This window comes from Deinococcus aquiradiocola, from assembly GCF_014646915.1.
Lineage (GTDB): Bacteria > Deinococcota > Deinococci > Deinococcales > Deinococcaceae > Deinococcus > Deinococcus aquiradiocola.
The window spans coordinates 1-24,939 of sequence record NZ_BMOE01000020.1 but is presented as its reverse complement, the minus strand read 5'-3'; the positions used below and the strand labels follow the sequence as shown (position 1 = coordinate 24,939).

General features: G+C 70.7%; 25 protein-coding genes and 1 pseudogene. 15 read left to right on the top strand and 11 right to left on the bottom strand.

Annotated elements, in window-relative coordinates; translation table 11 throughout:
* Window positions 1-25: 25 nt before the first annotated feature.
* The 7 genes from IEY33_RS17755 to IEY33_RS17725 form a co-directional block, all read right to left on the bottom strand.
* Window positions 26-823 carry an acyl-CoA acyltransferase gene (locus IEY33_RS17755; protein WP_229671135.1) on the bottom strand — a complete coding sequence of 266 codons (798 nt, stop codon included), beginning with the start codon at window positions 821-823 and terminating at the stop codon, window positions 26-28.
* Window positions 820-1,956 carry an o-succinylbenzoate synthase gene (gene menC / locus IEY33_RS17750; RefSeq protein WP_188964629.1) on the bottom strand — a complete coding sequence of 379 codons (1,137 nt, stop codon included), beginning with the start codon at window positions 1,954-1,956 and terminating at the stop codon, window positions 820-822. Before menC ends, IEY33_RS17755 begins: the two co-directional genes overlap by 4 nt.
* A 23-nt stretch (window positions 1,957-1,979) precedes the next feature.
* Complete coding sequence (locus IEY33_RS17745) at window positions 1,980-2,609, bottom strand: hypothetical protein (RefSeq protein ID WP_188964628.1); 630 nt, start codon at window positions 2,607-2,609, stop codon at window positions 1,980-1,982.
* A gap of 126 nt (window positions 2,610-2,735) precedes the next feature.
* Window positions 2,736-3,509, bottom strand: coding sequence for a VC0807 family protein (locus IEY33_RS17740; protein ID WP_188964627.1), 774 nt, complete (start codon window positions 3,507-3,509; stop codon window positions 2,736-2,738).
* A gap of 50 nt (window positions 3,510-3,559) precedes the next feature.
* A complete protein-coding gene (locus tag IEY33_RS17735) occupies window positions 3,560-4,690 on the bottom strand; it encodes an AI-2E family transporter (RefSeq protein ID WP_188964626.1) in 1,131 nt (376 codons plus the stop codon).
* 31 nt (window positions 4,691-4,721) lie between these two features.
* A complete protein-coding gene (locus tag IEY33_RS17730) occupies window positions 4,722-6,269 on the bottom strand; it encodes a Ppx/GppA phosphatase family protein (RefSeq protein ID WP_306415624.1) in 1,548 nt (515 codons plus the stop codon).
* A gap of 50 nt (window positions 6,270-6,319) precedes the next feature.
* Entirely contained in the window at window positions 6,320-6,919 is a 600-nt protein-coding gene (locus IEY33_RS17725; protein ID WP_188964648.1) for a DedA family protein, read from the bottom strand.
* 116 nt (window positions 6,920-7,035) lie between these two features.
* Between IEY33_RS17725 and IEY33_RS17720 the strand changes: the two genes are divergently transcribed.
* Entirely contained in the window at window positions 7,036-7,899 is an 864-nt protein-coding gene (locus IEY33_RS17720) for a metallophosphoesterase (RefSeq protein WP_229671134.1), read from the top strand.
* A gap of 244 nt (window positions 7,900-8,143) precedes the next feature.
* Here IEY33_RS17720 and IEY33_RS17715 read toward each other — a convergent pair whose 3' ends face one another.
* Window positions 8,144-9,241: a methyltransferase domain-containing protein gene (locus tag IEY33_RS17715; protein ID WP_188964625.1), complete on the bottom strand. Its 1,098-nt coding sequence runs from the start codon at window positions 9,239-9,241 to the stop codon at window positions 8,144-8,146.
* Between the two features lie 139 nt (window positions 9,242-9,380).
* Between IEY33_RS17715 and IEY33_RS17710 the strand changes: the two genes are divergently transcribed.
* The 7 genes from IEY33_RS17710 (at window position 9,381) to IEY33_RS17680 (ending at window position 16,120) form a co-directional block, all read left to right on the top strand.
* Window positions 9,381-9,731: a hypothetical protein gene (locus tag IEY33_RS17710; protein WP_188964624.1), complete on the top strand. Its 351-nt coding sequence runs from the start codon at window positions 9,381-9,383 to the stop codon at window positions 9,729-9,731.
* Window positions 9,732-9,847: 116 nt separating this feature from the next.
* Complete coding sequence (locus IEY33_RS17705) at window positions 9,848-10,987, top strand: acyl-CoA dehydrogenase family protein (protein WP_188964623.1); 1,140 nt, start codon at window positions 9,848-9,850, stop codon at window positions 10,985-10,987.
* 373 nt (window positions 10,988-11,360) lie between these two features.
* Window positions 11,361-12,500, top strand: a complete 1,140-nt coding sequence (locus tag IEY33_RS17700) for an ABC transporter substrate-binding protein (protein WP_188964622.1) — start codon at window positions 11,361-11,363, stop codon at window positions 12,498-12,500.
* Between the two features lie 235 nt (window positions 12,501-12,735).
* Window positions 12,736-13,602 (top strand): branched-chain amino acid ABC transporter permease, encoded by an 867-nt coding sequence (locus IEY33_RS17695; protein WP_188964621.1) that lies wholly within the window; start codon window positions 12,736-12,738, stop codon window positions 13,600-13,602.
* Window positions 13,599-14,603: a branched-chain amino acid ABC transporter permease gene (locus IEY33_RS17690; protein ID WP_229671133.1), complete on the top strand. Its 1,005-nt coding sequence runs from the start codon at window positions 13,599-13,601 to the stop codon at window positions 14,601-14,603. The genes IEY33_RS17695 and IEY33_RS17690 overlap by 4 nt, the downstream gene beginning before the upstream one ends.
* Window positions 14,590-15,420, top strand: a complete 831-nt coding sequence (locus tag IEY33_RS17685; protein WP_188964620.1) for an ABC transporter ATP-binding protein — start codon at window positions 14,590-14,592, stop codon at window positions 15,418-15,420. Before IEY33_RS17690 ends, IEY33_RS17685 begins: the two co-directional genes overlap by 14 nt.
* Complete coding sequence (locus tag IEY33_RS17680) at window positions 15,413-16,120, top strand: ABC transporter ATP-binding protein (protein ID WP_188964619.1); 708 nt, start codon at window positions 15,413-15,415, stop codon at window positions 16,118-16,120. The genes IEY33_RS17685 and IEY33_RS17680 overlap by 8 nt, the downstream gene beginning before the upstream one ends.
* A 75-nt stretch (window positions 16,121-16,195) precedes the next feature.
* Here the strand turns inward: IEY33_RS17680 and IEY33_RS17675 are convergent, their stop codons facing one another.
* Entirely contained in the window at window positions 16,196-16,432 is a 237-nt protein-coding gene (locus IEY33_RS17675; protein WP_188964618.1) for a hypothetical protein, read from the bottom strand.
* 186 nt (window positions 16,433-16,618) lie between these two features.
* Between IEY33_RS17675 and IEY33_RS17670 the strand changes: the two genes are divergently transcribed.
* Together IEY33_RS17670 and IEY33_RS17665 are read left to right on the top strand one after the other, a co-directional pair.
* Entirely contained in the window at window positions 16,619-16,999 is a 381-nt protein-coding gene (locus IEY33_RS17670) for a MerR family transcriptional regulator (protein ID WP_188964617.1), read from the top strand.
* Between the two features lie 2 nt (window positions 17,000-17,001).
* Window positions 17,002-17,973, top strand: coding sequence for an aldo/keto reductase (locus IEY33_RS17665; protein ID WP_188964616.1), 972 nt, complete (start codon window positions 17,002-17,004; stop codon window positions 17,971-17,973).
* Between the two features lie 77 nt (window positions 17,974-18,050).
* On the opposite strand, the gene IEY33_RS17660 is transcribed toward IEY33_RS17665, so the two are convergent.
* The gene (locus tag IEY33_RS17660) at window positions 18,051-19,157 is read right to left on the bottom strand and encodes a pyridoxal phosphate-dependent aminotransferase (RefSeq protein ID WP_188964615.1); all 1,107 of its coding nucleotides are present in this window, start codon (window positions 19,155-19,157) and stop codon (window positions 18,051-18,053) included.
* A gap of 87 nt (window positions 19,158-19,244) precedes the next feature.
* Here IEY33_RS17660 and IEY33_RS17655 point away from each other — a divergent pair, with 87 nt between their 5' ends.
* The 3 genes from IEY33_RS17655 to IEY33_RS17645 all read left to right on the top strand — a co-directional run bounded on the left by IEY33_RS17655 (window position 19,245) and on the right by IEY33_RS17645 (window position 20,950).
* Window positions 19,245-19,880, top strand: coding sequence for a TetR/AcrR family transcriptional regulator (locus tag IEY33_RS17655; protein WP_188964614.1), 636 nt, complete (start codon window positions 19,245-19,247; stop codon window positions 19,878-19,880).
* The gene (locus IEY33_RS17650; protein ID WP_229671132.1) at window positions 19,880-20,239 is read left to right on the top strand and encodes a hypothetical protein; all 360 of its coding nucleotides are present in this window, start codon (window positions 19,880-19,882) and stop codon (window positions 20,237-20,239) included. Before IEY33_RS17655 ends, IEY33_RS17650 begins: the two co-directional genes overlap by 1 nt.
* A gap of 93 nt (window positions 20,240-20,332) precedes the next feature.
* A complete protein-coding gene (locus IEY33_RS17645) occupies window positions 20,333-20,950 on the top strand; it encodes a nucleoside deaminase (RefSeq protein ID WP_188964613.1) in 618 nt (205 codons plus the stop codon).
* A 274-nt stretch (window positions 20,951-21,224) separates the two neighbouring features.
* On the opposite strand, the gene IEY33_RS17640 is transcribed toward IEY33_RS17645, so the two are convergent.
* Window positions 21,225-22,733, bottom strand: a complete 1,509-nt coding sequence (locus IEY33_RS17640; protein WP_229671131.1) for a DEAD/DEAH box helicase — start codon at window positions 22,731-22,733, stop codon at window positions 21,225-21,227.
* A 472-nt stretch (window positions 22,734-23,205) separates the two neighbouring features.
* On the opposite strand from IEY33_RS17640, the gene IEY33_RS17635 reads away from it, so the two are divergent.
* Both IEY33_RS17635 and IEY33_RS17630 read left to right on the top strand, forming a co-directional pair.
* Window positions 23,206-23,886, top strand: a complete 681-nt coding sequence (locus IEY33_RS17635) for a metal-dependent hydrolase (protein ID WP_188964612.1) — start codon at window positions 23,206-23,208, stop codon at window positions 23,884-23,886.
* 418 nt (window positions 23,887-24,304) lie between these two features.
* Window positions 24,305-24,939: pseudogene (locus IEY33_RS17630) on the top strand (hypothetical protein); the annotation flags it as partial.

Here is a 24,939-nt window from a genome sequence, read left to right as displayed (position 1 = left end):
CCAAGTGGCCCGGCCAGTCTTTCCGTCAGTACAGGCCGCTGCCGTGGCCGGGTTCCAGCACGTACCACGCACGGTCGCCGCGCCGTGCGAGGCCCGTCACGACGTACCCGTCCCGCAGGGCCGTGCCGAGCGCTTCTCGCAGCGCGAGACGCCACGCGAGGCGCAGCGGGCCGGGCAGGGTGTCGGCAGCGGTGGGCACTTCCGCCAGGGTACGGGGCGCGCCGGGGCGGGGCGTGAAGGGTCCGGGCGTGCCGTCCGGGAGGGCCGTCAGGAGCGGTTCGCCGTCCGGGGTGGGGGCGGGCTGCTCCGCGTGCGGGGCGTTCAGGTCCCATTCGATCATCAGGCGGTCGGCAGGCACGGCCGGGCCGGACGTGGGGGCGGGCAGGTCGTACCACGCGGGGTGGTAGCTGACGGCGCGCGCGCCGAGCTTCCCGAGGTTCAGTCGTGCGTTGCGGGCGACGAGCGGGTCGAAGGTCCACGTCATGCGCGTGAGGCCCTGCGCGCGCGCGAGCCGAGCCTGCTCCAGCTTCAGGGCGACGGCCGCGCCGCTCCCGCGCCAGTCGGGGTGCACGGCCAGCAGGTGCGAGTGGTGCCACGCCTGCCCGTCCCGCAGGGCGGGGAAGCCGTACGCCAGCCCGAACGGCGTGCCGGACCCTTCCGGGTACGCGCCGACGACCACGCCGCCGCTCGCGGCACTGATGCGGAACATCGTGCCGGGCAGCACCTCACGGTCCGCGTACCCCCACGCGGCCACCTGCACGTCCTCCAGGGCGCGCATGTCGGCCGCGTCCGTCACGGCCCGCACCACGTACCGGAGGGTCAATTCCGGCCGTCCAGCATGACGTGCTCGGTCGCGACGCGCTCCACGAACTCCCGGTTGAGCGTCACGCCGAGGCCCGCTCCGGCCGGGACGCGCTGGTGACCGTCCGTCATTTCGAGCGCCTCGTGCACGGTGTCCGTCTGCCAGTAGCGGCTGGCGGACGCGGTGTCGCCCGGCTTGCTGAAGCCCGGCAGGGTGGACAGGTGGATGTTCAGGGCGCGGCCCACGCCGCTCTCCAGCATCCCGCCGCACCACAGCGGCACGCCGAACGCCTGCGCGACCTCGTGCACGCGGACCGCTTCGGCCACGCCGCCCACCCGGCCCTGCTTGATGTTGATGACGCGCCCGGCATCCATCCCGAGCGCCTTGCGGGCCGACGCGGCACCCACGATGCTCTCGTCCAGGCACAGCGGCGTGCGGATGCGGGCCTGCAGGGCCGCGTGGTCCACCATGTCGTCGTATGCGAGCGGCTGCTCCACGTACTCCAGCCCGTACGTGTCGAGCGCCTGGAAGACGCGCGTGTCCTCCAGCGTGTACGCGCTGTTCGCGTCCACCGTGAGCCGGATGTCCGGGAAGGCCGCGCGGACCGCCGCGACCGGCTGCACGTCCCAGCCGGGCTTGATCTTCAGCTTGATGCGCCTGTACCCCTGCGCCACGTGCCGCTCCACCGCCGCGACCGTCGCCGCCTCGTCCGTCTGAATGCCGAGGCTCACGCCGACCGCGACCTCCTGCCGCACCCCGCCCAAGAGCGACATGAGCGGCACGTCCAGACGCCGCGCCCACAGGTCCCACGCGGCCCCCTCCAGCATCGCCTTCGCCATGGGGTTGCCCCGGAAGCCGTCCAGGGCGCGCGTCATCGCCTGCGGGTTCACGAAGCTCCGCCCGAGCACGGCGGGCAGGAACGCGCCGCGCAGCAGCGCGAGCGCGCCCGTCACCGTCTCCTCGCGGAACATCGGCGCGTCCTCCATCACGCCCTCCCCGAGCCCCGTCAGGCCCACCGCGTCCCCGCCGCCGTGCAGCACGAGCAGCGGCACGGTCTTGGCGGTCTGCACGCCGAAACTCGTCTCGAACCGGAACTTCAGGGGCAGGCGGAGCACGAACAGCTCGGCACGGTCGATCTGCAGGGTGGGCGGCATGGCTCAGGATAGAGCGGGCAGAATCATTTGCACTTCAGTGCGAACTCCATGGCGCTGACCGGCGCGAACGGCAGGCCGTCCAGTCGGCCTTCCCTGAGGGTCACGTCGGTGGGGCGGTACAGGATGCGCGTGACCGTGAAGGGCGGCGGGCCGCTCGTCGTGAAGGTCGCGGTGAGGTTCGCGCCGGGCGTGAGCTGACGGTTGGGGCTGGCCGTGTCGTCCCAGGTGTTGAACGGCTGCACCTGTCCGTCCGCGCTCGCCGCGAAGAGCGTGCCGGAGTTCACGTCGGCGTCCCCGGCGGGGTTGAAGTCCCGCCGTGCACCGTTCGCCACGCGGAACGTCACGGCGTACCGGTCGTCCTTCAGTCCGGCGGACAGCAGCGTGAGGCGCACCGCGCCGTTGAAGAGCGGCTGGCCCGCGCAGCCCTGGATGGCCTTGATGGGCTCGGATCCGCCCGCCACGAGCGCCCCGGACTTCTGCAGGTCCGTCATGGGCAGCTGCACGAACGACTTGCCGCCCACCGTGACGACCGTGCCCTGGATGGGCGTGCCGTTGATGTACACGGTGGTGGTGCCGGGCCGGGCGGGCGCGACCGTCTGCGCGAGGGCGGAGGACGTGGCGAGCAGGGCGGCCAGGATCGTCAGGGAACGCATGACCGGAATGTAGCGCAGGAGGGGTTTGGAGGCGTCATGGCCGCGCCGGTCGGCCTGGACGGGTCAGGGCCGCCCGGTGTGGCGCGGCCCTGTGGTCCCTCGTGCCGGTCATGCCGGTGCGGGCGTTCAGCGTTCGCCGGTCTCCTGCAGTCTCGCGGTGAGCTTCTCGGGCTCCAGCAGGCTCGCGCCCGCCCCGTAGCGGGCGGTGACGGCGCGCTGCACCAGCCAGAACCCGACGCCCGCCCCGATCAGCGAGACGGCGAGGCCCGGCACGCGCATCACGGCGTTCGCCTGCGCCACCTGCGCGTTGAAGGCGTCCGTCCCGAACTTCGCGACCACGATGTGGTAGTTCGCGACGCTGTTCACGACGCCGCCCAGCACGTCCACCAGCCCGAACACCAGGGTCGCCTGCACCAGTGCGCGCGCCACGCCCGGATCGCGCATCACGACCTGCGTGGACGCGCGGTGTTCGGGGGACTCGGCGATGCTGGCGGCGTCCAGGAAGATGCGGAACATCGGGTACGCCGTGGCGATGCTCACGAACGCGAAGATCGCCGTGAGGTACGAGCGGGCGCTGTCCTTCACGGCGTACCAGAAGCCGTCCACGTACCAGAAGGCGAGCGCGCCGCTCACGAGGGCGGCCGCGCCGCCCAGCAGCGCGACGGGCGACACGTTGCGGTTCACGAGGATGTCCCACGCGACGTACGCGACCGGGATGAGGGCCGCGATCAGGTACGCGCGAACGTTGCCGCCCGTGCCGCCGCCCATCAGGTTCGCGACGCTCACGCCGCTCCCCAGGATGTTCGGGGAGAGGATCAGGATGGGGATCAGGAGCGTGAAGATCAGGTCCCAGACGGTCTTGGGCACGCTGGATTTCTTGGTGGCGGCAGGAGTGGTCATGGCTGCCCTGCATTGTGCCACTCCCAGATGAACGTCAGGCGGAGCCGCGTTCAGGCCGGGCCGTGCCCGCCGGGTTGCTCTGGTGGCCCAGGTGGTTGCGGGCCGTGCGCCCTGCTCGGCAGCCAGTACGTTTCCAGCCAGTGCTTCAGGAGCGTCGCGGTCGGCACGGCCAGCAGGCCGCCCACCAGTCCGAACAGCGTCAGGCCGACCAGCAGCGACAGCAGCACGGCCGCCGGGGAGAGGTTGTTCGTGCGGCCCAGCACGTACGGCGCGAGGGCGTTCCCGATCACCTGGTTCGTCAGGAAGTACAGCGCGAACACCAGCGCCACCTGCACCCACCCGCCCGGCAGGGCCAGCAGCAGGGCCGGAATGGCGGCCAGCACCAGCCCGATGTAAGGCACGATGTTCAGCGCGGCCAGCAGCAGGCCCAGGCCCAGCGCGTTCGGGACGTGCAGGGCCAGCAGGCCCAGCGTGACGAGCAGGCCCGCGCCCGCCCCGATGATCAGCTGCCCGCGCAGGTACCCGCCGAAGGAGTCGGCCACGTCGCCCGACAGTCGCCGCGCGTTTCCCTGCCAGTGGACCGGCAGGAGCCGCAGGACGCTCGGCCCGAGCTTCGGGTAGTCCAGCATGAAGTACGTCGCGAGCGTGATCGCGAACGCCGCCTGCCCCACCCAGCCGACCACGGACGTCGCCCCGCCGATGAGGGCGCTGCCGGACCCCAGCAGGCGCTGCACGAGCGGCATGGCGTTGCGTCCCAGGGCGCTCACCTGCGCGTTCAGCGCCCTGCCGAGGCGTTCGGGTGCGTCCTGCAGGCCCGGCACGCCGCGCAGGCGCTCCAGCAGGTGCGTGGCGAGGTCCGCGAGCTGCGTCCCGAACTTCGGGAGGTCGCCGAGCAGTCCCGCCAGCTGCGCCGCGCCCGCCCACACCAGCAGGCCCGCGAGGACCGTCAGGGTCAGCACGATCAGCAGGACGCCCAGCCCGCGCGGCACGCGGTGCCGGGACAGCCAGCGGAGCAGCGGTTCGAACAGGTACGCCAGCACGAACGCCACGACCGCCAGCACGATCACGCCCTGCAGCACCCGCGCCAGCAGCAGCACGCCCAGCAGCGCCAGCAGGGCCGCCAGCAGCCGCACCCACGCGCGCGCCCAGACGGCCCGCAGCAGCTCCGGAACGCTGCTCACGCCGTCCCGCCGCGCCCGGGTGCGGGGAGCGTCACGTTGTCTCGACGCGCAGCGGCCCGAAGGTCTGCGCCCACAGGTCGCCCTTCTGCGTCACGCCGTCCAGCTCCAGGCCGTGCGCGCCGGACACGCGCAGCACCCAGCCGCGCCCGTCCCGGTGCAGGCCGCGAATGCGGGCCGCCTGCGTGTGCGCGCGGTCCAGGCCGTCCGCGACGCGCAGGATCGCCGCGAGCTGCGTCACTCGCCGCTGCGTGACCGCGCCGAGCGCCGCGAACTCCGCGTGACTGGCCTTCGGGACGCTCCTGCGGTGGTAGCGGGCCACCTGCGCCACCACCTCGATCTGCGCCGGGTCGTAGCCGAGCAGGCCCGCGTGCCGGATCAGGTACGCGGAGTGCTTGTGATGGCTGCTCTGCCCGACCAGCAGCCCGATCTCGTGCAGGGTCGCGGCGGCACTGAGGAGGCTGCGGGTGGTGTCGTCCGCGTCCGCGCCCGTCCCGCCCGCGTCGAGCGCCCCGAGGGACTGCAGGCGGTCGTAGAGGTTCTGGCTGAGCAGCGTCACCTGCCGCGCGTGCGCGAGGTTCGCGCCGAACCGTTCCGCGAGTTCCAGCACGCTCCGCTGCCGGGCCGACAGGCCCTGCGTCCAGTGCTCCTGCTCCTGCAGGTACTCCAGCAGCATGCCCTCGCGCAGCGCGCCGCTCGACACCGTGACGCTCGCGGCGCCCAGGCGCTCCAGTACCGTGTGCAGCACGGCCGCGCCCGCCACGATGATGTCCGCGCGTTTCGGGTCGAGGCCCGGCACGCGCCCGCGCTTCTCGGCGCTCATCTGTGACAGGTCCGACAGCAGCCCCCCCAGGTCCGCCACCGTGAACTTCACGGCGTTCAGACCCCCTTCCGGCAGCGGGCCGCTGCGGGCCGCAAGGACCGCCGCGAGCGTCTCGAAGGTCCCGCTCGACCCGAACACCTGCGTCTCCGGCTCCAGCCTGAACGCGTCCAGGTGCGGCTCCAGGCACGCCAGCACGTGCGCCTTCAGGGCTGCGAGGTCCCGCTTGCGCGGCGCGCGCGTGTCGGGCGTGCCGCCCAGGAACTGCCCGTGCAGCCGCACCGAGCCCAGCGGGACGCTCAGCACCTCGCCCGGCCCGCCCGGCCCGCCCCGGACCAGTTCCAGGCTCCCGCCGCCCAGGTCCAGCAGCACGTTGTCCGGCCCGAAATGCACGCTGCCCGACGCGCCCAGGTACGTGAGCTGCCCCTCGCGCTCCCCGGAGATGATGACCGGGTACACCCCCACCTCCGCCCGCAGGCGCTGCGCGACCTGCTCGCCGTTCGGCGCGCCGCGCATGGCGCTCGTCGCGTACGCCCGCAGCTCCTGAATGCCCTGCGACGCCGCCAGCGCCCGGAAGCGCTCCAGGCTGTGCGCGAGGCGCTCGAAGCCCTCCTCGGTCACGTTCCCGTCCGCGTCGAGGCACTCGCCGAGCCGCGTGCGGTCCTTCAGGGCGTCCAGCACCCGGAAGCCGCCCGGGCGGGTCTCCGCGATCAACAGGTGGGTGGAGTTCGTCCCGACATCGGCCACAGCAACGCGCATCATCGGGGGTAGCTTAACCCGCGCGGCCCCCCAATCCCACCCGGGGCCCGCCGCTACGCCTGCCTGCGGCGCCGCAGCACCCACACCACCGCGTACCCCAGCAGCAGCGCCAGCACGCCCGTCCCCACCGGCCCCACGTACTGCCCCACCACCTCGTAATGGTCGCCCAGCAGGTAGCCCGCGCCGGACAGCAGCAGCGCCCACAGGCCGCTCCCCACGGCGCTGTACAGCACGAACGTCGGGAGAGGCATGCCGCTCATGCCCGCCGGGAGGCTCAGCAGGCTGCGGATGCCCGGCACCATCCGCCCGAACAGCACGGCACTCCACCCGTACCGGTCGAACCACGCGTCCGCGCGCCGTACGTCCTGCCCGCGCACCGTCAGCCAGCGCCCGTAGCGGTCCGCCCAGCGCACCAGCCGCTCCTCACCCACCGCGCGCCCCAGCCAGTACAGCGGCAGCGTCCCGATCACGCTGCCCAGCGCGCCCGACGCGGCCACGCCCGCCAGGTGCAGCTCCCCGCGCGCCGCCGCGAACCCCGCCGCAGGCAGGATCAGCTCGCTCGGCAGGGGAGGGAAGAGGTTCTCCAGCACCATCAGCAGCACGATCCCCACGTACCCCAGGCGGTTCATCAGGTCCAGCGTCCATTCCACCATCGCACGTCCAGCGTACCTGCCGCGCCGCCCGCCTGCCCTTTCGGGAGCACTCATGCCGCACCCACGCGCGGCGCCGCTGACGCCTGCCCGGCGAACGATGCTCTAGGGTAGAGGACGTGCGCCCCGTCCCTTCCCTGTCCAGGACCGCGTTCGCCCTGCTCGGCGGCGTGGCGGGCCTCGCCTTCGGCAACATCTACCGCTTCCGGGTGCGGCAGGAACGCGTGCGGCTGCCCGGCCTGACCGCGCCCGTCCGCGTCCTGCAGCTCAGCGACTTTCATTACGGGACCTTCATCGGCGCGCGGACCGTGGCCCGCTGGGTGACGGCCGCCCTCGCGGAGCGCCCCGACCTGATCGTGATCACCGGCGACTTCCTCGACAGTTCGCTCGGCCTGCGCCCGCAGTCGGCCCTGCTGCGCGAACTGTCGCGCCTGCACGCGCCGCTCGGCGTGTACGCCGTGTTCGGCAACCATGACTGGACGAGCCTCAACACCACCGCCACCCGCGCCCGCTTCGCCAGCGACCTGCAGCGCGCCGGGATCACCGTCATCAACAACGCGGGCCTGCACGTGCGCGGCGACCTGTACCTCGCGGGCATCGACGACTGGTGGTTCGGCACGCAGGACGAACACGCCATGCTGGGCGCGTACGCGGGCGGCGCGGTCCTGCTGCTCAGCCACAACCCCGACTACCTGCCGCACGTCCCGCCGCAGGTGACGCTCACCCTGTGCGGGCACACGCACGGCGGCCAGATCCGCGTTCCGCTGCTCGGCCCGCTGAAGCGCGCCAGCCTGTACGGCACGCAGTTCCTGGAAGGCTGGGTGGAGGCCGCCCCCATGCAGCCGGACGACGCCGACCACAGCCTGCCCGTCACGCCGCCCCGCGTGATCCGCGGTTACGTCACGCACGGCCTGGGCGTCACGGGCCTCCCGCTGCGGCTGGGCGTGCCCGCCGAGATGACCGTCTTCGACTTCCGGCCCTGACCCGGCCCCCACACGGCAGCCGGTCCATCAGGTCTGCACGCCCCGGTGGACCGGCTGCCTGTCGCCCGGTGCCCGCTGCGCCCGCCCGGACTTCAGGAGGTCAGCTCAATCTGGTCTTATCCGGTTTTGATCCGATTCCAGGGATGCCGGAAACAGCACCGACATCCCTTCCATCTCCTCCAAACCGTACTTGTTGGTGCTCGCTTCGCTCGGCTGAACTCTACAAGTTCAGCTCAAAACCGTATTACTTGCTCAGCAGGTACGCTTTCGGGTAGTGGCCGCCGCTGTACACCTGGAAGAGTTCCCTGGCGTGCCAGCGGGTCTGGGCGGCCAGCACGCGCTCGAACAGCTTGATCTCGTGCGTCAGGATGCACAGGCGGCCGTTGCGGGCCGTGAGGCGCGCCATCTCCTGCAGAAACGCCGGGTACAGCGCCTCGTTGCCGCCGTGCGAGCCGATCGCGTCGCCCCACGGCAGGTCCGAGATCACCAGGTCGAAGCTGCGGTCCGGCAGGCCGGTGTTCAGGGCGTCTACCTGCGCCACCTCGATCTCGCGTTTCGCGGCGCGGATGTTCGTCTGCGCGCACTTCACGGCGTCCGGGTCGATGTCCACGCCCACGATCGCGTCGAGGGGTCCCATCAGGGCGCGCTCGATGAGCAGGGTGCCGCTGCCGCTCATGGGGTTGAAGATCCGGTCGCGTTCCCGCTGGCCGCTCAGGCGGTGCATGGCGTACGCGATGGTGGCGTTCAGGCCGCCGGACATGTTGCACTCGCGCCACGCACGGGCCGACAGCGGGCGGCGCGTGATGCGTGCCAGGATCTCCCAGCCGGGTTCCGTCTCGCAGGGCCGCACGCGCAGCAGCAGTTCGCCTTCCTCGGGGTGGTGCGGCAGGCCCAGCTGTTCCTCGATCTCCTGCGTGAGGCGCGTGAAGGTCTCGCTGTCCTTCCCGGCGGCGCTCAGGCGGAAGCTCTGGTGGCCGCCCATCTCGATCACGCTGCGCAGGTACGCCATGACCTCCCCGAGCACCTGATGCCCGAGCAGCGCCTTGGGGCGCGGCACGTCCCAGCTGTGCACGCGGTACACGGCGACGGCGCCGCGCAGGCGCGCGAGGCGCTCCCAGCCATTCTTCACGAGCGGGTCCGGTGCGAACTGGAAGCGCACGCCGCCGCTCGGCAGGGGGCCGCCGCCGCGCACGTACGGCACCTCGCGCAGTTCCGCTTCGGCCACGGCCTCCAGACCCTTGAGTGCCTCCAGTTCGAAGTGCTCGTAGCGGCGGGGCGCGGGGCGGGGTTTGGCGGAACGGGAACCGGAGGTGCGGGAGGTGCTGCGGGTGGGGCGAGGCATAAGCCCAGAGTATAGCGTGCGCTCCCTCTGCCCCCGGGCTGCCGGTCCCGGCCGGACCTCGGGCGGGCACGGGACTCCTGAAGGAACAATTCAGCATCAGCTTCCAGCGCGGCCCGCGCGCGTGCGCTAGCCTGTACGCATGACGCAGGACGCCCCGACCCCCCCTCAGAGTGCAGGTGCCGCCGAGCGCGACGCACGGCTGAAGGCCGCCCGGCAGCACGACGCCGAGCTGCGCGAGGCGCAGTACACCCGCAAGCTCACGCTCGCCATCCTGAGCACCCTGCAGAACAAGGGCGTCCTGAGTTCCGCCGAGGTGGACTCCATCCTGCTGGCCGCGCGCCGCGCGACGGACGCCGCCATGGCGAACGTCACGCCGACCGCCGCCGTGCGCGCCGACTTCGAGACGCCCGAGGCCGTGCCCGTCAAGCCGGACAGCTGGGTGAAGACCGCCCCGAAGGCCCCGCCGGTCTTCGACATCCAGATCGACTGAAGCCTTCCTTCATGCAGGCCGCCCGGACGGACGCCCGGGTGGCCTGCACGCCTGTTCGCCCGGGTTCCTGCTCTACACTGCGGCCATTCCCGCAGGACCAACAACAGGAGTACACCGTGGACTTTACGCTGCCGAGTGACCTTCAGGAGATCCAGACGACCATCCGCGACTTCGTGCTGAACGTCGTCGAACCGCGCGCGCAGGAGATCGAGCACAGCAACAGCATCCCGCCGGAACTGATCCGGCAGGCGGCGGACCTCGGCCTGTTCGGCCTGAGCATCCCCGAGGAGTACGGCGGGGTGGGCCTCAGCACGCTGGGCCGCTGCGCGGCGTACGAGGCGCTCGGGCAGGGCCACATGGGGTTCGGCGGCATGGTGAGCGCGCACGCCAGCATCGGCACGTCCGGCCTCGTGCGGCTCGGGACGGACGCGCAGAAGCAGCGGTTCCTGCCGGGCATGGCGGCCGGTGAGATCATCGCGGGCTTCGCGATCACCGAGCCGACCAGCGGGTCGGACGCCGCCAACATCCGCACGCGAGCCGAACGTCACGGCGACACCTGGGTGCTGAACGGCACGAAGCACTACATCAGCAACGCGCCCATCGCGGGCCTGCTCACCGTGATCGCCGTGACCGACCCGTCCAGGGGCAGCAAGGGCATGAGTGCCTTCCTGGTCCCGATGGACACGCCGGGCGTCACGGTCGGCAAGATCGACGAGAAGATGGGTCAGAAGGGCAGCCTGTCGGCCGAGGTGATCTTCCAGGACGCGGCGCTCCCGCAGGACAGCCTGCTCGGCCCGCAGGACCTCGGGTACCGCGAGGCGCTCGGCATCCTCACGAACGGCCGGGTCGGGATCGCGGCGCGCAGCACGGGCGCCATGCAGCGCCTGCTGGACCTGTGCGTCGCGCACGCCAGGGCGCGCGAGCAGTTCGGGAAGCCCATCGCGGAATTCCAGGCGGTGCAGTTCATGCTGGCCGAGATGGAGATCGACATTCAGACCTCGCGGCTGCTGTGGCAGAAGGTCGCGTGGATGGTGGACGCCGGGCAGGACGTGCGGCGCATGGCGAGCGTCGCGAAGTACCACGCGACCGAGGCGCTGTCGCGCGTGGCGGACAAGGCCGTGCAGGTGGCGGGCGGCATGGGCTACATGAAGGAGTACCCCATCGAGCGCTTCTACCGCGACCAGCGCCTGCTGCGCATCTACGAGGGCACCAGCGAGATCCAGAAGGTGATCATCGCGGCGGACCTGCTGCGCTGAGGGCCGTGTGGCACGGCGCGGGAGCGGCCCGGTGAGGGGCGGCCCCGCGCCGCTGTGCTGCCGTGCGGAATGCCCTTGCACCGGGCGCAAAAAGCTCCGGCGTTCTGCGCCCAGTCGGGGTTATTGACACCCTGCCCCCACCATGCCATCCTGAGCCACTGTACCTAAAACGAGTGTTTGGTGGCTGCCCGTCAGCCCGCTGTCCCGGCGCTTCACTTCGCCCGTCGCCCCCCAGGGTGCGGACGCATGGAAGCGTTGTTCTGGACTGTTCGGGCGGTCCACCGTTCCCACAGGTCAGTGCTGGTCCCTGCGTGGTGTCGAGTGGTCATTCCTGGCCGGGCACGTCCCGGCCTGCTGTTCCCGGAGGTTCCCCATGAAGAAGGCTCCTGCTCTGCTGCTCTCCCTCGCTGCGCTCGCCCTGGCCGCTTCCGCGCAGGCGAAGGTCGTGAACATCGGTTATTCCGGCCCGCTGTCCGGCGGCGCCGCCTCCTACGGCAAGGACGTCCAGAGCGGCATCCTGATGGCCATCGACGAGATCAACGCCGCGGGCGGCATCACCGTCAAGGGCGAGAAGGTCACCTTCAACCTCGTGTCGCTCGACGACCGTTACCTCCCCAACGAGACGGCCACCAACGTCAAGCGCCTCACCTCGCAGGGCATCAGCACCATCTTCGTGCCGCACGCGGGCGGCATCCTGACCGTGCAGCCCCTCGCGACCCGCGACCCGAACTTCCTGCTCGTCGCGTACTCCAGCGAACCGAAGATCCTCGCGGCGAACAACCCCATGACCCTCATGCTCCCCCCCCGCTACGACAACTACGTGGCGCCCTTCGTGAAGCAGGAGATCAGCACCTTCGGCAAGAAGCTCGGCATGATCGGCACCACCAGCGCCTACGGCAAGGCCTGGGGTGACGTGGTCAGCGCCGAATGGAAGAAGCAGGGCGGCACGGTCGGCACCGACAACGGCGTGGACTACAGCACCACCGTCGACTACAGCAGCGCCGTCACCAAGGCCCTCGCCGAGAAGCCCGACGTGCTCTTCATCGGCGGGCCCAGCCAGCCGACCGCGCTGGTCGTGAAGGCCGCGCGCGAGCAGGGCTTCAAGGGCGGCTTCATCGTGATGGACCAGGCGAAGTTCGAGCAGATGAACCAGGTCGTGCCGCAGAGCTACCTGAACGGCGCAGTCGGCGTGCTGCCCATCGCGCAGTTCCCCGGCACGCAGGTCTTCGTGAACCAGTACACCCGCAAGTACAAGAAGATCCCCACCAGCGAGGCCGCCCTGAACTACATGGGCATGAACATCGTCGCGGCCGCCATGACCGCCGCCGGGACCACCGACGACGCCGTCGCCATCCGCGCCAAGGTCGGCGCGGCCGCCGCCTCGCTGCCGCGCACCAAGAGCATCTTCAGCATCAAGGGCGTGACCGCGCAGGGCCACGTGGACGCCGACGTGCTCGCCGCGTACCTCAAGGACGGCAACTTCACCAAGCTCCGCCTGCCCGGCCTGAAGTGACCCGCGTGCGGGACGCACGGCCCGCCGGGCTGCGCGTCCCGCCGACGGAACGCGGCCCGCGCGGCACTCCCTCCCTTCGCCCCTGACCTGCCGCGCTCCTCCACCCAGCCGGGGGAGCGCGGCGTTCTCGTTCACCGTTCGTTCCGTGCCGCTCCCGCTCCTGTCCGGGCGGTCCGTGGCGACCACGACCGACCGCCCGGACGTTCTCGCCCGTGGTTCTCTGGAGGCAACACCCGTGATCATCTTCTTTCAGCAGTTTCTCAACGCGCTCGCGCTGGGCGGCGCGTACAGCCTGGTCGCGCTGGGCCTGACGCTGGTGTACGGCGTCATGAAGATCCCGAACTTCGCGCACGGCGGCCTGTACATGGTGGGCGCGTACGTGACGTGGGCGCTCCTCACGAATCTGGGCGTGCCGTACTTCCTGGCGCTGGGCCTGTCGGCCGTGACGCTGGGCCTGCTCGCCATGCTGCTCGAACGGGTGGTCTTCTACCCGCTCAGGGCCGCGCCGCACATTCACCCGATGATCGCCGCGATCGGTGTGCTGTTCTTCCTGGAGGCGGTGATCGCGCACCCGCAGGTGTTCGGCGCGGACTTCAAGATCCTGCCGTCGCCCGTGACGGGCATGCTGAGCTTCGGCGGCATCAGCCTGACGGGGCAGCGGGTGCTGATCATCCTGGCGTCGCTGGTCGTGATGCTGGCCCTGTTCTACTTCCTGAAGCGCACCACGACCGGCGCGACCATCGAGGCGATGGCGCAGAACCGTGAGGGCGCGCGCCTGGTGGGCATCAACGTGAGCCGCGTGGCGTCCCTGACGTTCTTCATCTCGGGCGCGCTGGCGGCCATCGCGGCGAGCCTGTACGCGCCCACGAGTCTGGTGTCGCCGAACATGGGCGAGGTCATGAACCTCAAGGTGTTCGCGATTATCGTGCTGGGCGGCATGGGCAGCGTGCCGGGCGCCATCGTGGGCGCGTTCCTGCTGGCCTTCGCGGAGACGTTCGGCGGGGTGTTCGTCGGCGCGAACTTCGCGGACGTGGTGGGCTTCGCGGTGCTGGTGCTGGTGCTGGCGATCCGGCCGCAGGGCCTGTTCCGGAGGACCGCGTGAGCGCCGCTCCTGCCCCGCGCGCCCTGCCGACCGGCTGGCCCTGGCTGCTGGTGCTGCTGCTGTCGGCCGTCGTGCCGCTCGTGACGCGCAACAACTACGTGCTGGACGTGGCGATCAACGTGATGATCTTCTCGGTCGCGGCGTACGGCATGAACGTCATGCTGGGGTACGCGGGCCTGCTGCCGCTCGCGCACGCCGGGTTCTTCGGGATCGGCGCGTACGCGGTCGGCATCCTGACCCTGAAGGCCGGGTGGAGCTTCTGGCTCGCGTGGCCTGCCGGGATCGCCATCTGCGCGGTGCTGGGCCTGCTGCTCGGGCTGGTGGCGTTCCGGACGCGTGACGACGTGTTCGCGATCTTCACGCTGGGCGTGGGCGTCATCATCACGCAGGTCATCAACAAGTGGGACGCGCTGACAGGCGGCAACGACGGCCTGAACGGCCTGCTCGCCCCGCAGCTGTTCGGGATCGATTTCGGGAAGTCCCGCAACTTCTACTACCTGGCGCTCGCTGCGCTCGCCCTGACCATCTTCCTGGTGGCGCGCGTGCGGGCATCGCTGTTCGGGCGGTCCCTGATCGCCATCCGGGGCGGCGAGGACCTCGCGCGGTCGGCGGGCATCAACGTGTACACGCACAAGCTGCGCGTCATGATGCTGTCCACGGCGCTCGCGGGCTTCGCGGGCGGGCTGTACGCCGTGTACGTCGGGTTCCTGGGGTCGGCCATCACGGGTCCCGCGACGACGTTCACGGTCCTGCTGTACCTGCTGGTGGGCGGCGTCGGCACGCTGGCCGGGCCGCTGCTGGGGACGTTCATCATCCGGGTGCTGCAGCAGAGCATTCAGGGCCTGCAGGATTACCAGTACATCGTGTTCGGGCCGCTGCTGGTGCTGCTGGTGCTGTTCTTCCCGGCGGGACTGGCGGGCGTGTGGGCGAACCTGCGGGGTCGCCGTGCGTCCGTGCAGGGCACCGGCCGGGGCAAGGGGGTGCGCGATGCTGGCGTTTGAGGATCTGGGCATCCGTTTCGGCGGCAATCAGGCGGTGCAGGGCGTGACGGGCAGCATCACGCCGGGCATCATCACGGCGATCATCGGGCCGAACGGGGCGGGCAAGAGCACCTTCTTCAACCTGCTGAGCGGCTTCTACAAGCCCACCAGTGGCCGCATCACCTTCGGCGGGCAGGACATCACGCGCCTGCCCACGCACGAGGTCGTGGCGCTCGGCGTGGCCCGTACCTTCCAGACGACCACCATCTACAAGGAACTGAGCGTGCTGGAGAACGCCGTGCTCGGGCACCGCGTCCGCACGCGCAGCGGCCTGTGGGACGCGCTGCTCGGCACGGGCCGCGAACGGCAGGAGCGCCGCGCGAGCGAGGCGGCCGCCATGGACGCCCTGCGGCGCGTGGGCCTGGAAGGTCAGGCGCACGTCCCGGCGGGCAGCCTGACGCAGGAGGCGCAGAAGCGCGTGAGCATCGCCCTGGCCCTCGCGACCGGGCCGAGCGTGCTGCTGCTCGACGAGCCTGCGGCCGGCATCAACCCGGAGGAGACGGTGGCGCTCACGCGGACCATCCGTGAACTCGCGGCGGGCGGCCTGACCGTCGTGCTGATCGAGCACAAGATGAGCATGATCATGACGCTCGCGGACCACATCATGGTGCTGCACCACGGGCAGAAGATCGCCGAGGGCAGCCCCGCGCAGGTGAGCCGCGACCCGGCCGTGATCGAGGCGTACCTCGGCGGGCACGCCGCGCCGCACGTGCGCGACGAACTGAAGGCCGACCTGCTGCAGAGCGCGGCGGAACTGCCGGGAGGCCAGCATGCTTGAAGTCAGGAACCTCAGTGTCCGTTACGGGGCGTACACGGCGCTGCACGGCGTGAACCTCACCGTGAACAGCGGCGAGATCGTGGTGCTGCTCGGCGCGAACGGGGCGGGCAAGAGCAGCCTCTTCCGGACCCTGTCGGGCCTGCAGCGGCCCAGCGGCGGGGACGCCGTGTACAACGGCGAGACGCTCACGCTGGGCCGCCCGGAGCGCTGCGTGACGCTCGGCGTGGCGCAGTGCCCGGAGGGACGCATGCTGTTCCCGCAGCTGAGCGTCGAGAAGAACCTGCGGCTCGGCGCGTTCACGCACCGCCGGGACGCGGCGGGGAACGACGCGGAACTGGAACGCATCTACACCCTGTTCCCGATCCTGCGGGACAAGCGGGCGGACCCGGCGGGCAGCCTGTCGGGCGGGCAGCAGCAGATGGTCGCCATCGGGCGCGCACTCATGGCCCGCCCGAAGGTGCTGCTGCTGGACGAGCCGAGCCTGGGGCTGGCGCCGCTGGTGGTGGATCAGGTGTTCGAAGCCGTGCAGCGCGTCAACCAGGCGGGCGTGAGCGTGCTGCTGGCCGAGCAGAACGCCTTCGCGGCGCTGGGCATCGCGCACCGCGCGTACGTGATGGAGGGCGGGCACGTCACCATCGAGGGCAGCCGTGACGAGCTGCTGCACGACGACCGCGTGCGGAGCGCGTACCTGGGCGTGTAGGAGCAGGGCAGACGACGCAGGGGCCGGGAGTGTCTTCCCGGCCCCTGCATCGTCTGCCTGCCGCTGGAAGCGTGTTCAGTCGGACGCGATGAGGGTCAGTGCGGGGGCGTGGTCGGCCGTGGGCGCGAGGTCCACGAGTTCGCCGCGCTCGTAGCGTTCGAGCAGCGCGAGGGCGCGCAGCACCCGGTCGGCCTTTTCGGGGGTCTGGGTCCGGCAGAGTTCGCCCACGCCGGGCGTGGCGGACACCACGGCCAGCGGTTGGGGGTGGTGAATGGCGACTCCGTGAACGCGGCGCACAGTGAAGCTGTTCATGATGGACTCAGTCTAGTTTATGAACTCTTAACGGAGTCTGACGCGGGAGCGCTCCTGTCTGTACAGCTTCGCGCGTGCCCGCGCCAGCTGCGCCTACCCGGCCCCCACACCACGCCCGCCACGCCCTTCATGCGCGCCCCATACACCGCTTGACTTCGAGTGCGCTCTAAGTTCTACGGTAGTGGAGTGACCGAACACCTTCAGGAGAAACTGAGCATAGGAGACGCAGCGCTGCGGCTGGGCGTGAGTGCCCACACCCTGCGCTACTACGAGCGCGTGGGCCTCCTGGAGGTGCCTCGCCTGAGCAGCACGCAGCGCAGATACGGTCCGCAGGAGCTGGAATGGCTGAGATTCCTGCTGGCGCTGAGGGCCACCGGCATGCCGATGCAGCTCATCCGGCGCTACGTGGACCTCGTCCATACCGGCGAGAACACGGTCACGGAACGCAAGGGGCTGCTGCTGGAACACCAGCGGGCCGTGGAGACACAGATCGCGGCGCTGCACGAAAGCCTCGGCGCGATCGAGCGGAAGATTCGGTGGTATGACCACGAGGAACAGGTGAACTGAGCATGGACAAGATCAAACTGGGAAGTCAGGGACTGGAAGTCAGCCGCCTCGGCCTCGGCTGCATGGGCATGAGCGAGTTCTACGGCACCGCCGACGAGGCCGAGAACCTCCGCGTCTTCCAGGCCGCGCTGGACGCGGGCATCACCTTCTTCGACACGGCCGACATGTACGGCCCCTTCGTCAACGAGGAACTCGTCGGCCGCGCCCTGCGCCCCGTCCGGGACCGCGTGATCATCGCCACCAAGTTCGCCAACATGCGCGGCGACGACGGCAGCTTCAAAGGTATCAACGGCCGCCCCGAGTACGTACACCAGAGCGTCGACGCGAGCCTGAAACGCCTCGGGATCGACACCATCGACCTGTACTACCAGCACCGCGTGGACCCCAACGTCCCGATCGAGGAGACGGTCGGCGCGATGAGCGAACTCGTGCAGCAGGGCAAGGTCCGTTACCTCGGCCTGTCCGAAGCGACGCCCGAACAGATCCGCCGCGCGCACGCCGTGCACCCCATCACGGCCCTGCAGACCGAGTACAGCCTGTGGAGCCGCGACCCGGAAGACGAGATCATTCCCACCCTGCGGGAACTCGGGATCGGGTTCGTGCCGTACAGCCCGCTCGGGCGCGGCTTCCTGACCGGGCAGTTCAAGTCCCCCGACGATTTCGCGCCGGACGACTACCGCCGCCACAGCCCGCGCTTCATGGGCGAGAACTTCCAGAAGAACCTCACGGTCGTCACGGCCCTCGAAACGCTCGCGCAGGAGAAGGGCGTCAGCACCGCCCAGCTGGCCCTCGCGTGGGTGCTCGCGCAGGGCCCGCAGGACTTCGCGCCGATCCCCGGTACGAAACGCGTGAAGTACCTGCAGGAGAACGTCCAGGCGCTCGACGTGACCTTCACGCCCGAGGAACTCGCGCGGATCGACGCGGTCGCGCCGGTCGGCGTGGCGGTCGGCGAACGCTACGCGCCCCGCCGCTGACCGGCACCACAGCACCGGCAGGACCATGAGGGAGGGGCAGGCGCGCGAACGCCTGCCCCTCCCTTCTGCCGTCTGGTTCAGCCGTTCGTCAGTTCGGCGTCCAGGTCCAGCACGGCCGTGACGAGCAGGTCGTTCTGCGCGCGCGTGCCGACGCTGACGCGCAGGCAGCCTTCCAGCATCGGCTGTTTGTCCTGACGGCGGACCAGCAGGCCACGGTCCAGCAGGAACCGGTACGCGCGGTCCGCGTCCGGCGTGCGCAGCAGGAAGAAGTTCGCCCGGCTCGGCAGGGCCTGCAGGTGCTGCATGGCGCCCAGTTCGCGCAGGACCCGCTCGCGCTCCCAGACGGTCTCCTCGGCGCGCGCCGTGACGTACTCCGGGTGTTCCAGGGCGACTTCCGCGACGGCCTGCGTGAGCGTGTTGACGTTGAAGGCGCTCACCAGCTTCTGCAGGTTCTCCGCCAGGGGCGGCTGCGCCAGCGCGTACCCGAGGCGCAGGCCCGCGAGGCCCCACGCTTTGCTGAAGGTCCGCAGGGACAGGCGGTTCCCGCGCTCCAGCACCCAGGACTTGTAATCGCTGCCGGAGTACTGGTGGTACGCCTCGTCGATCACCACGATCCATCCGTCCCCGGCGGCGTCCACCACGGCCCGCAGGTCCGCCGGCGTGTCGAGGTGCCCGGTCGGCGCGTGCGGCTGCGGCAGGAACAGCACGCCCGGCCCGCCGCGCCGCAGTTCGGCCTGCAGGGCGGGCACGTCCAGCCCGAAGTCCGGGCGGAGCGGCACGCGCGTCAGGTTCGCGCCGAGCATCTGCGCTTCGAGTTCGTACACCGAGAAGTTCGGGCTGACGCTCAGCATGCGCCGACCGATGCCGCCCATCTCCATCAGCAGCTTGATGATGACGTTGCTGCCGGGCGTGACGACCACGCCCGCCAGGTCCCAGCCCTCGTACGCGCCGATCTTCGCTTTGAGCGTCTCGGCGTGCAGGTCCGGGTAGCGGTTCCAGTCGCGTTCCAGCAGGCGCTCCACCGCGAGTTTCCGCAGGTGCGGCGGGAAATCCAGCGGGCTCTCGTTCTGGTCGAGCTTGAAGGGCGCGTCGATGGGCGTGAACGGGTACGCGGGCGTGTCGCGCACCTCGTCGCGCACGCCCGCGAGCGGCGCGAGGTCAGGCGTTCCTGGCACAGAAGTCATGCCCGATGTTAACGCGGGTCGGCGCGCGGCACGGTGGGCGCAGATGACGTCCGTCCGGGCATCACGCGCTACACTCGGTCCAGAAGCATGTCCCTGCCTGACTCCCCCTCCCCCCACACGCCGGACGCGGCCGACAGTCCAGTCTCACGCCGCGAGCAGATCTACCTCGTGGCGGGCCGCCTGTTCTCCGAGCGCGGGTACCACGCGACCAGCATGCGGGACCTCGCGGCGGAACTCGGCATTCAGGGCGGGAGCCTGTACGCGCACATTTCCGGCAAGGAACAGCTCCTGATCGAGATCGTGAACCGTGCCGCCGCGCAGTTCGACGCGGCCCTCTTCAGCCTGAGGGATGAGGCGCTCGGCCCGCAGGACAAGCTGCGCGAGGCCATGACGCGTCACCTGACCGTCATCGCCGAGAACATGGACAGCGCCACCGTCTTCTTCCACGAGTGGAAGCACCTGAGCGCCGAGCCGCTCGCCGCCGTCATCGCGTGGCGCGACGGCATCGAGGCCTTCTACCGCGAACTCGTGCGCGAGGGCGTGCAGGAGGGCGTGTACCGCGCGGACCTGAACGTCAAGATGGCCGCGAACCTCGTGCTGAGCAGCGTCAACTGGGCGTACACGTGGTACCGGCCCGGCGGCCCGATGAGCCCGCAGGACGTGGCGGTCAGCTTCGAGCGCATGCTGCTCGGCGGTCTGGAACGCCCGGAAGGTGAGGCGTAATGGCCCTCCCGACCGTCACCGTCCGCATCCGTGACGCCCTGAGGTTCGGGCAGCAGCGGGCCGTGCAGCTGGAACGCACGCAGCAGCTGGAGCTGGGCGACAACCTCTTCATCCGCATCGCGCCGGGCGGGCGCAGCTTCCTGCTGTTCCAGCTGGAGGGCGAGCCGGACGAGGGCACAGGCCGCGCCGTCGCGGAGGCACTCGGCCTGCACGACCCGCAGTTCGGGTGGTTCCAGGGCAGGTCCCTGCGGTCCCTCACGGTGATCGAGGCGGGCGACGAGACGGCCCGCGCCGCGTACGAGCGCGCGCAGGAGCAACAGACGGCCAGCGCGGCGAACGACCTGCCCGGCGACCCCTGACCGCCCCTCCCCGCGGGCCGCGTTCGTAAGCTGCGGCACAGCATGAAGGGTTGGCGCCTGTCGCTCCCTGCCTCCTGCACGTACAGTCAGGGCATGACGCCCGACACCAGCACGCCCACCGGCAGCGCGCCCGCACAGCAGGGCCCGTCCGCCACGCCCGAAACCCCGGACCGTGCCGCGCAGGACCGCCGGTTCCTGAAGCACGCCCTGCGCCTCGCGCGGGAAGCGCAGGAGCTCGGCAGTTCCCCCGTCGGCGCGGTCATTGTCGGCCCGGACGGTCAGGTGATCGCAGAGGGCCAGAACCGCACCGGCGAGAAGTTCGGCCCGGACCGCGTGGGCGGCATGGGCCTCGCGCACGCCGAGATGGACGCCTTCTTCCGCGCCGGGCCGCTCGAACACCCGGAGCAGCTGACCCTGTACACCAGCCTCGAACCGTGCCTGATGTGCGGCGGCGGCAGCGCCCTCATCGGCGTGGGCCGCATCGTCTGGGCCACCGACGACGCGTGGGGCGGGTCGGGCCGCCTCATCGCCTGGGACGAGCACCCCGCCATGAAGGACACCGAGGTGACGCCCACCCCCTTCGCGGACCTGGAGCACGACGGGGCGGTCCTCTTCGCGCCCGAAGCCAGGAAGGCGTTCCCCGACGAGGGCTGGCAGATGTGGCGTGAACGCTACCCCGAGGAGACGAAGGGCGTGAAACCCCGCGAGTAAAGGTTAGCCGGACAGCAGAAGGGAGGGACGCTTCGGTGAAGCGTCCCTCCCCGTCCTGTGTTCCTGACTGCAGATTCATACGGTGTTGATCCGATTCCAGGGATGACGGAAACAGCGCCGACATCCCTTCTTGGGCAGAACAGCGCCCATGACTGGGACAGCTCCGCAGGAGAGGACGCTTGCCCGCTTCCATCTCCTCAACACCGTACTTGTTGGTACTCGTTCCGCTCGGCTGAACTCCAAGAGTTCAGCTCCAGACCAGATCAGTCGGCGTTCAGCGGTTGCCGCCGCGCGGGCCGCCACGGCCGCGTCCGCCGCCGCTGCGCTGGCCGTTGCCGCGGGCCTCGCCGGGCGCGGGCGCGACGGTGCTGAAGCGCGCGTTGTCGGCCGGGCGAGCCTGTCCGCCCTGCCCACCCTGACGCTGACCGCCCTGGCTGCCGCCCTGACCCTGGGCGCGCGGGCCGCTGGGACGGCCACTCTGGCCGCCCTGCGCGTTCCCGCCCTGGCCGCCGCGTCCGCCACCGTTGCCGCCCTGAGCGCCGCGCCCGCCGCCCTGACCGTTGCGCTGCGCGCGGTGCGCGGCCAGACGGTCACGCAGCGGGATTTCCAGGCCCTCCTGCGGCTTGGCCGTGTAGTCGAAGCCGTCCAGCTTGGCGCGCTCGATGGCCTTGCCGGTGAACCGCTCGATGCTGCGCAGGCCGTCTTCCTCGTCCCGCGCGAACAGCGTGATGGCCGTGCCGCTCAGGCCGGCGCGGGCGGTGCGGCCCGCGCGGTGCACGTAATCCTCCGCGCTGACCGGCACGTCGAAGTTGATGACGTGACCGAGTGCGGGCACGTCGATGCCGCGCGCGGCGATGTCGGTCGCGACGAGCACCTTGTACTTGCCGCTCTTGAAGCCGTCGAGCGCCTCGGTGCGGGCCGCCTGCGAGCGGTTGCCGTGAATGCGCTGCGCGCTGATCCCGGCGCGTTCCAGCTTCTCGGCCACGCGGTTCGCGCGGTGCTTGGTGCGCGTGAACACCAGCGCCTGATCCACGTCCGGCGCGGCGAGGAGGCCCGCGACGAGATCGACCTTCAGTTCGCTGCTCACGGCGTACGCGAGTTCCGTGATCTTCGCGGCGGGTCGGCCGCCGTGCCGCACGCCGACCCGGATGGGGTTCACCTGGAAGTCCCGCGCGAGCTTCAGGATGTCGTCCGGCATGGTGGCGCTGAACAGCAGCGTCTGACGCTGGTCCGGCAGGGCCTTCAGGATGCGGCGGATGTCGGGCAGGAAGCCGAGGTCCAGCATGCGGTCGGCCTCGTCGAGGACGAGCACTTCGAGCGCGCCGAACTTGGCGTTCCCCTGGTTGATGTGGTCGAGGAGGCGGCCGGGCGTCGCGATGACGATCTCGGTCCCGCCGCGCAGCGCGGCCGCCTGCGGGTTCTGGCCGACGCCGCCGAAGATGCTGGTGACGCGCAGGGGCGTGTTGCGCACGAGTTCCAGCGCGACTTCCTCGATCTGCGCGGCGAGCTCGCGGGTGGGGGCGAGCACGAGGGCGCGGGTGCGGCGCGGGGTGGCGGCGCCGGACAGCAGCTTCTCGATCAGGGGCAGCAGGAACGCGACGGTCTTGCCGGAGCCGGTGGCGGCCGTGCCGAGCACGTCGCGGCCCTGACGGGCGGGCGGAAGGCTGAGCGCCTGGATCTCGGTCGGCTGCGTGTAGCCCATGCGGGTCACGGCGTCGTTGAGGGTCTTGGGGAGCTTCATTTCCTGGAAGGTCGTCAGGGTGGCGGTGTCGGTGTTCGTCATGGTTGGCCTTGGCACAGCAGGAGAGGAAACGCCGCAGCACGGTGCTGGGGGGCGTAAACGGCGTGACCGCCTGAGACGTTCAGGTCGGTGCAGCCCGGCAGAGGGCTGTGGCCTCTGCGTACAACCTGGATTCTGGCCCGAAGGGGAACAGGGGGCCGCTTGCGTGCAGTCTGACAGGTTTTGACGGGAATTGCGCGCCTCACCGAACAATTCCTGGCGTGCACCTGTGCCTGCGTCGGGGACGCGCGGCCGGACGGACGTGCAGGGTCCCCGCCACCCCCCGCACTGCATCAAGGTTTCCTCAAGCCCTGGCGGCCCCCGTTCGCCTCACCTGGGACGAAGGCTCACAGTTCCGCGCGCCCTCCTCTTGCCACACTGCTCACGGTCAGCCGACACCGGGGCACACGAGCGTCACGACCCGGCCCGCCCGGCGTGCCCGTCACGGCGCACGCAACCCATCACGGAGGAACCCATGAAGATCACGTTTATCGGCCACAGCGCCTTCCTGCTCAGCGACGGCGAGCACACCGTCCTCATCGACCCCTTCATCGAGGGCAACCCCGTCGCGAAGCACACCGTAGAGCAGATCAAGGGCATGAACGTCAGCAGCATCCTCATCACGCACGCGCACGGCGACCACTGGGGCAACGCCCTGCAGCTCGCGGAAGACGGCGCGCCGATCATCGCCACGGCCGAGATCGGCGGGTACGCGTCCGCGAACGGCGCGAAGAACGCCATCGGCGCGAACATCGGCGGGACCGTCAGGCAGCCCTGGGGCAGCGTATACTTCACGCCCGCGTGGCACAGCAGCAGCTTCCCGGACGGCACGTACGGCGGCATGCCGACCGGCCTGATCATCGAGTTCGGCGGCAAGCGCCTGTACTTCGCGGGCGACACGGCGCTCTTCGGTGACATGAGCCTCATCGGGGACCGCGGCATCGACCTGGCGTTCCTGCCGATCGGTGACCACTACACCATGGGGCCCGAGGAGGCCGGACGCGCGCTGGACCTCATCCGTCCCCGCGACGTGATCCCCATGCATTACGGCACCTTCCCGGGCCTGAGCGGCGACCCGCAGGTGTTCGCCGCCGAGGCGCAGAAGCGCGGCGTGACGGCGCACCTCGTGCAGCCCGGCGAGACCATCGAGTACTGATCTCCGTTCCTCTGCGTCCGGGACCACGTTCCTGAGGCGCGTGAACACCCCGGTTCCGGGCGCACCGGCAGACGTGACGGCCTCCCTCCGTGGGGGCCGTTTCTGCTGGCCCGCTCCGGCGGGCGGCGTCAGGTGCTACACTCGAGGGACGCCTGCGGGCTGGAGTGGGGGCGCAGTGTCGGCAGGCGACGTCGACCGACACCGTGTTCCGACTCCGGCCAGACAGTGACCGGGTAGGCCACCGACAGGAACCACACCCCGAACACAGCCACACCAGCCAGTGCCGCCCACGCCCGTTCAGGTTCACGTGGGCCGGACACGACGCGTCAGGTGGTACGGTGCGGGAGCGCAGCGCGGGACGCTGACCTCCTGTCCCGGACCGGACGGCGGCTGGGCGCAGAGGCGTAAAAGGACAGATATGAGCGACGATCAGATGAACACGCAGGCCCCCGAGCAGGACACCGACACCGCCGCGCAGGACACCACCACTCAGGCCGCCGCGCACGAGCAGGCCCCGGCCGAACTGCACGGCGTGATCAGCGCCCTGCAGGACGGCCCCATCGACGAGGACAGCGTCATGGACGAGGAGGAAGGCGAGGGCGAGGAGGACGAGACCTTCGTGGACGCCGACGAGCTGTTCTCGGTCCTCTCGAAGCTGACCACCATGCTGGAGGACCAGGCCAAGGAGATCCGTGGCCTGCGCCGCGAGATGCGCGAACTGCGCGAGGGCATGGGCAGCCAGGCGCAGCCCGCCCCGAGCACCTTCCGTCCCCGTGAAGACCGTCCCCGCGAGGACCGTCCCGCCCGTGAAGGCGGCTACCAGGGCCGTGAAGGTGGCCGCGAGGGTGGCGGTTTCCGCGACCGTGGCGAGCGCAGCGGCGGCTACCAGGGCAACCGTGAGGGCGGCTTCCGTCCCCGCGAGGACCGCCCGCGCGAGGGTGGATACCAGGGCAACCGCGAGGGCGGCTTCCGTCCCCGCGAGGATCGCCCGCGTGAGGGTGGATACCAGGGCAACCGCGAGGGTGGCTTCCGTCCCCGCGAGGATCGCCCGCG

What these genes read in the sequence shown, in the direction of transcription:
- menC (WP_188964629.1), bottom strand. Translation starts at nt 1,956, where the DNA reads ATGCCGCCCACCCTGCAGATCGACCGTGCCGAGCTGTTCGTGCTCCGC.
- IEY33_RS17745 (WP_188964628.1), bottom strand. Translation starts at nt 2,609, where the DNA reads ATGCGTTCCCTGACGATCCTGGCCGCCCTGCTCGCCACGTCCTCCGCC.
- IEY33_RS17740 (WP_188964627.1), bottom strand. Translation starts at nt 3,509, where the DNA reads ATGACCACTCCTGCCGCCACCAAGAAATCCAGCGTGCCCAAGACCGTC.
- IEY33_RS17730 (WP_306415624.1), bottom strand. Translation starts at nt 6,269, where the DNA reads ATGATGCGCGTTGCTGTGGCCGATGTCGGGACGAACTCCACCCACCTG.
- IEY33_RS17725 (WP_188964648.1), bottom strand. Translation starts at nt 6,919, where the DNA reads ATGGTGGAATGGACGCTGGACCTGATGAACCGCCTGGGGTACGTGGGG.
- IEY33_RS17715 (WP_188964625.1), bottom strand. Translation starts at nt 9,241, where the DNA reads ATGCCTCGCCCCACCCGCAGCACCTCCCGCACCTCCGGTTCCCGTTCC.
- IEY33_RS17710 (WP_188964624.1), top strand. Translation starts at nt 9,381, where the DNA reads ATGACGCAGGACGCCCCGACCCCCCCTCAGAGTGCAGGTGCCGCCGAG.
- IEY33_RS17700 (WP_188964622.1), top strand. Translation starts at nt 11,361, where the DNA reads ATGAAGAAGGCTCCTGCTCTGCTGCTCTCCCTCGCTGCGCTCGCCCTG.
- IEY33_RS17685 (WP_188964620.1), top strand. Translation starts at nt 14,590, where the DNA reads ATGCTGGCGTTTGAGGATCTGGGCATCCGTTTCGGCGGCAATCAGGCG.
- IEY33_RS17680 (WP_188964619.1), top strand. Translation starts at nt 15,413, where the DNA reads ATGCTTGAAGTCAGGAACCTCAGTGTCCGTTACGGGGCGTACACGGCG.
- IEY33_RS17675 (WP_188964618.1), bottom strand. Translation starts at nt 16,432, where the DNA reads ATGAACAGCTTCACTGTGCGCCGCGTTCACGGAGTCGCCATTCACCAC.
- IEY33_RS17665 (WP_188964616.1), top strand. Translation starts at nt 17,002, where the DNA reads ATGGACAAGATCAAACTGGGAAGTCAGGGACTGGAAGTCAGCCGCCTC.
- IEY33_RS17660 (WP_188964615.1), bottom strand. Translation starts at nt 19,157, where the DNA reads ATGACTTCTGTGCCAGGAACGCCTGACCTCGCGCCGCTCGCGGGCGTG.
- IEY33_RS17655 (WP_188964614.1), top strand. Translation starts at nt 19,245, where the DNA reads ATGTCCCTGCCTGACTCCCCCTCCCCCCACACGCCGGACGCGGCCGAC.
- IEY33_RS17650 (WP_229671132.1), top strand. Translation starts at nt 19,880, where the DNA reads ATGGCCCTCCCGACCGTCACCGTCCGCATCCGTGACGCCCTGAGGTTC.
- IEY33_RS17645 (WP_188964613.1), top strand. Translation starts at nt 20,333, where the DNA reads ATGACGCCCGACACCAGCACGCCCACCGGCAGCGCGCCCGCACAGCAG.
- IEY33_RS17640 (WP_229671131.1), bottom strand. Translation starts at nt 22,733, where the DNA reads ATGACGAACACCGACACCGCCACCCTGACGACCTTCCAGGAAATGAAG.
- IEY33_RS17635 (WP_188964612.1), top strand. Translation starts at nt 23,206, where the DNA reads ATGAAGATCACGTTTATCGGCCACAGCGCCTTCCTGCTCAGCGACGGC.